The sequence below is a fragment of the Paenibacillus sp. P5_B5 genome (assembly GCF_056400365.1).
On record NZ_JBFULK010000038.1, the window covers coordinates 1 to 5,797 of the forward strand.

Annotated in this window: 6 protein-coding genes; all 6 read right to left on the minus strand. The window is 39.5% G+C overall.

All coding sequences use genetic code 11. From position 1 onward, the window contains the following. The coding region (locus AC1DOK_RS24210; RefSeq protein ID WP_477556853.1) for an ATP-binding cassette domain-containing protein at positions 1-452 on the minus strand (452 nt) is incomplete at its 3' end. Continuing rightward, positions 445-1,476: an ABC transporter ATP-binding protein gene (locus tag AC1DOK_RS24215; RefSeq protein ID WP_477556854.1), complete on the minus strand. Its 1,032-nt coding sequence runs from the start codon at positions 1,474-1,476 to the stop codon at positions 445-447. The genes AC1DOK_RS24210 and AC1DOK_RS24215, both read right to left, overlap by 8 nt. Positions 1,477-1,491: 15 nt before the next feature. After that, complete coding sequence (locus AC1DOK_RS24220) at positions 1,492-2,439, minus strand: ABC transporter permease (RefSeq protein ID WP_477556855.1); 948 nt, start codon at positions 2,437-2,439, stop codon at positions 1,492-1,494. Further along, positions 2,440-3,372, minus strand: coding sequence for an ABC transporter permease (locus AC1DOK_RS24225; protein ID WP_477556856.1), 933 nt, complete (start codon positions 3,370-3,372; stop codon positions 2,440-2,442). Positions 3,373-3,481: 109 nt separating this feature from the next. Next, on the minus strand, positions 3,482-5,140 hold the full coding sequence (locus AC1DOK_RS24230; protein WP_477556857.1) for a peptide ABC transporter substrate-binding protein: 1,659 nt from the start codon (positions 5,138-5,140) through the stop codon (positions 3,482-3,484). A gap of 442 nt (positions 5,141-5,582) precedes the next feature. Then, a partial coding sequence (locus AC1DOK_RS24235) for an oligopeptide/dipeptide ABC transporter ATP-binding protein (RefSeq protein WP_477556858.1) occupies positions 5,583-5,797 on the minus strand: 215 nt, incomplete at its 5' end.

Genomic DNA, 5,797 nt, shown 5'->3' on the forward strand with positions numbered 1-5,797 from the left:
GAGAATTCATGCGGGAATCGATTCATATGCTCTTCATTAAGACCTACCGCTTGTAGAATATCTCTTACACGATCTTTACGTTTCTTACCGGTATATAAATTGTGAATATCGATCCCTTCAGCAATAATATTACCAACTGTCATTCTCGGATTAAGSGAAGCGTAAGGATCTTGGAACACCATCGCTGCATTACGACGAAACTCCTTCAGTTTCTTACCCTCTAGTTTGTGGATATCTTGTCCGTTGAACAAGACTTCCCCTGCAGTAGCGTCATACAAGCGAATAATCGTACGACCTGCTGTCGATTTTCCGCAACCAGACTCGCCAACTAGACCGAACGTTTCACCACGATTAATCTCAATGGAGAACCGATCTACTGCTTTGAGTATTTTCCCACTGCCTAAGTTAAAATGCTTTTTCATATTACGAATTTCAAGAATTTTATCAGACATTTTGATGACCTCCCGCTTCAACAGGTCGTTCTACTTGTGGTGCATCAGGATGCAACAACCAGCATGCTGCAGTATGTTGTCCACTAACAGGCGTATGTTCAGGATCTTGTTCCATACAAATTCCCATAGCATACGGACATCTAGCTGCAAATGCACAGCCTTGAGGTGGTGCGAATAAATCCGGTGGAGATCCTGGAATTGGTACCAAGTCATCCTTCGAATCAATATCGAGTCTCGGCACAGAACGCAAAAGTCCCCAAGTATACGGATGTCTAGAGTTGTAGAAAATTTCATCAACTGTTCCTTGCTCAACCACTTTACCTGCATACATAACAATTACACGTTTAGCCATATCAGCCACGATACCAAGATCATGTGTAATCAGAATAATGGATGCTTCTGTTTTCTCTGACAATGTTTTCATTAATTGAATGATTTGTGCTTGGATCGTAACATCTAGTGCTGTTGTTGGTTCATCTGCGATAAGAAGCTTCGGCGAACAAGCAAGCGCTAGTGCAATCATTACACGTTGACGCATACCACCCGAGAACTCATGCGGATATTGCTTCACACGACTCTCTGGATTAGATAAGCCAACTAGTGAAAGCATTTCAATCGCACGTTTCTTCGCATCCACTTTGTTTAGCCCTTGATGCTTAATAAGACCTTCTGTTATTTGACTACCGACTTGCATCGTTGGATTCAGAGAAGTCATGGGATCTTGGAATATCATCCCCATCTCTTTTCCACGAATTTTTTCCATTTGCTTATCGGATAGTTTTGTAATATCCACATTACCATTAAAGAGAATTGAACCACTTTTAATTTTGCCTGGTGGGCTCGGAATAAGTCGCATAATTGTCTGTGCAGTAACAGACTTACCGCAACCAGATTCCCCTACAATCGCTAATATTTCTCCTTTATTGAGGTCAAATGAGACACCACGTACCGCTTGCACTTCACCAGCATACGTATGAAAGGACACTTTTAGGTCCTTAACCTCTAGCAATGCCTGATTGCTCATAAATGTTCCCCCTCATTACTTACGCATTTTTGGATCAAGAGCATCACGAAGCCCATCACCCAACAGATTAAAACTCAGAAGAATTAAGCTAAATATGATCGCTGGAAAAATCAAGCGATGTGGAAATAATCGAATGTTTGAAGCACCATCTGTTAGGAGAGTACCTAACGACGCCATCGGCACTTTAATACCCACACCGATGAATGATAAGAACGACTCGAAGAAGATCGCCCCTGGAACCGCAAATGTAATTTGAATAACGATAATACCAAGTGCATTCGGAACAAGATGTCGCGAAATAATTCTCCAAGTGGATGCACCAAGTGTTTGGGATGCTAGAACAAATTCATTCTCTTTAAGAGATAATACTTGTCCCCGAACAAGCCTGGCCATCTGCGTCCATCCCACGAGTGCATACGCAAGGATAATGGTTGACATACCAGCACCTAGTGTAACGATAAGAAGGATTGCAATAATTAGCATTGGAATTGCAATAATAATTTCAATAAATCGTTGCATAATCGCATCAACTTTGCCGCCATAATAGCCAGAGATTCCGCCATATATAACGCCGATTACTAAATCGATACAAGCTGCAGCTAGACCAACAAATAATGAAATACGAGTTCCCCACCATACACGTGTCCAGAGGTCACGCCCAAAATCATCTGTTCCGAACCAGTATTGACTGTTAGGTGAAACATTCGTCGCAGCCAAGTTTTGTTGATCATAATTATATGGTGAGAATATTGGAGCAAAGATAGCTAGAAGAGAGAGGGTGATGAGTATAATTAAACCAGCCATAGCTAGTCTATTTTTCTTCAGTCGGCGCCATGCATCCTGCCAATAAGTCTGAGATGGGCGGACGATAGCTTCACTTTTCAGCGTATCACTAGGTAAGGGTTTAAATTTGGATTTATCAATATTGCTTTGAGTATTGCTTTGAGTATTATTTAACATCATCTAACTCCCGCCTTTCCCAAGACGAATTCGTGGATCTATAAATCCATATAAGATATCTGTGATTAGAATAACTCCCACAAGTAATGCAGAATAGAAAATGGTTAGTCCAGAAATCAACGTATAATCATTCGAATAAACAGATTGTACAAAGTGTCTTCCTAAACCCGGTACAGCAAATATTTGTTCTACAACAAGTGTTCCTGTGATAACATTCACAAAAGCTGGACCAAAAATAGTTAAAACCGGTAGCATAGCATTTCGAAGCATATGATTAATAACAACATTTGATCTGCCTAATCCTTTGGATCTAGCTGTTTTAACATAGTCCTGATTGACCACATCAAGCATAGATGTCCGCATCATTCTCGTTAGAATGGCGATTGTTCCAAATGATAGTGCGATTGCGGGTAACACACGACTTGCAGGTCCCTCCCAAAGTCCAGCAGGAAGCCAGCCTAATTTAACACCAATATAATAGGAGAATAATGGACCTAGTACAAACGATGGGACTGATATACCAAGCACAGCTATGAAACTAGCTGAGTAATCCTGCCACTTATTATGACGAAGCGCAGCAATGATACCTAGTCCTAATCCTACAATAAGTGCAATTACCATTGAGATTGAGCCAAGTTCTGCCGAAACCTTAAATCCTTGCTTAATAATTTCTGTTACTTCCCTAGCAGGAAATTGGAATGAATATCCAAGATCTCCTTGTGCAACATTCCCCACATACTGCAAATATTGCTCCCAAATAGGTTTATCTAAACCATATTGCTGCATGAGCATAGTCCGCGTTGCTTCAGGAAGCTTCTCCGATCCAGGTCCAAATGGATCTCCAGGTAATAATTTCATGAGCACAAAAGTCAATGTAACAATGAGCCATAATGTGATCAGCGTATATCCAAGACGGCGTAGCGTATACTTGAGCACGAAGCTTCCTCCTCTATTCTAATGATGAATTGCTAAATGAAAAAGGGGGCGCTGAACAATCACAGCGACATCCCCCTCTAAATCAACCGAATCGTATTCTGGCCAAAAATTACTTAACTTCGGTCCATTTTACATCCCATTCAAATCCAGATGGAGCTAGAATTAAGTTTTCAATTCCTGGTCTAATTAAGAACTTAGTGCTTCTGAAGTATAGTGGTCCAACAGGCATATCATTCATCAACTGTTTCTCAGCATCAACAAGCAACTGGGAACGTTTAGCAGGATCTACTTCAGTTTGAGCTGTCTTAAGTTTTCTTGTATACGTCTCATTGTTATAGTTGACATAGTTCATAGCAGAATCTGACATCCACATATCAAGGAAAGTCATTGGATCATTATAATCTGCGCCCCAAAGAGCAATTACAACATCAAAATTCTCTGATTTCGTTTTCTCAACACGAGCTGCGAACGGAAGCGGTTCAGCTTCAGCTTCAACTCCTAGGTTTGTTTTCCATTGTGACAATATGAATTCAAGTGTTTTCTTAGCACCAGATGTATCATCACATGTTAACTTGAACTTAGGCATTGTTGTTAAATTAGCTTCTTTCAAACCTTCTTCAAGCAATGCTTTTGCTTTAACAGCATCATAAGCAGGTACAAGATCGCCAACTACTTTTCTGAATTCTTGACCGTTACCATCTTTAGTACCGTTAGGAACCATACCTGTTGCAGCTACGGAACCATTCTTAAGAACAACATCAACTAAAGCTTGTTTATCAATTGCCATCGTCAACGCTTGACGAATTTTGGCATTTGATAATGCAGGGTGATCTTTATTTGCGAATTGAAGATAAGCATTTGTAAGCTCAGATTTAGTAACTAAATCTGGCTTATCTTTATACAAGGTGATGTTATCACCCGAAATTGTTGTGTAATCTAGATCTTTAGTCTCGTACAAGTTAAGTGCTGTTCCAGCATCTTTAACGATGCTAACGTCAACTTTGTTCAATTTAACATTAGCAGCATCCCAATAAGTTTCGTTTTTCTCAAGAGTCAAGTTTTGCTCATGATTCCAAGCAGTCAATTTGAATGGTCCGTTACCAACTAGTTTGTCAGCATCTGCACCAAATTTATCGCCATACTGTTTCACGATATCTTCACGTTGTGGGAAGAACGTCGGGAACGCAAGCATTTCAGTAAAGAAACCTTTTGGTGTTACCAATTTAATTTCAAGCTGTGTATCGGAAATAGCTTTAACACCTAGTTTATCAGGAGTAGCTTTACCTGCAATAATATCAGAACCGTTAGTTAACCACTCCATCAAGAAGCTATATTGAGCTTTTGTGGCAGGATCAACTGTACGTTGGAAAGAAAATACAAAATCATGTGCGGTTACAGCTTTACCATCTGCCCATTTAGCATCTGGATTAAGATCGATCGTATAAGTTAGACCATCTTCAGAAATTTTAGGTAAACCTTTGGCAACACCCATTTGCAGTTTGCCTTCTTTATCAACGCGGTATAAACCATCTGTAACTGCATTGATAATAGTAGCTGCAGTAACTGTTGTAGATTTGGAAAGATCTAGTGCTTCTGGCTCAGCTCCTAAATTGATTTTAATTTGCTGAGGTTTTGATGATGTGCCTCCTGGACCCTCTGATGGTGACGGAGAGCTTGAGTTAGCTGATCCGCTGCTTCCACATCCAGCTACCAATGAACCTACTAAAGTTACGGCAACTGCTGTTGTGATTAATTTCTTTTGCTTCATGTAAGACTCCTCCTCTAAATATATAACTTGTTGTATGGTCAGGTGTACAGTTGTTACGCTAGCATGTCACATGTAGCACCGAAAGCCCTAGAAGGGTATTTAATCTCAATCGTCTTAGGTCGATCACAATCAAATCATTAATATCTTTACTTATCTGACAATTAGGCCTATAAACAAAATATTTTAAGCCTATAAACAAAACTTTTATAGTTGTTGACCTTTGTAACTTTTTTTTATTATAGCACAAGGAATTAGCCTGTCTACCATAAAATTAAAAATAATAGTTGTAAAATACGTGTATTTTACTAATAAATGTAAAATATTTTGAAAATGAAATAGGATCAGACGGTTTACGTCTGATCCCATTTACACTCTCACTTTATTCTATTATAAGAATATTTTATGAACTTACGAATAAGGCAACCTCTAATCATTAACTGTTCTAATACAAGTGACATGAAACAAAGTGTTTCGGATAAACTTCCTTCATGTCTGGCATTGAAGCTGCGCATACATCCATTGCTTTCGGACAGCGTGTCCGGAATGGACATCCACTTGGCGGATTTAATGGAGATGGCACTTCACCTTCTAATATAATACGTTCTCGGTTACGTTCAATAATAGGGTCAGGAATTGGAATCGCAKCTAGCAATGATT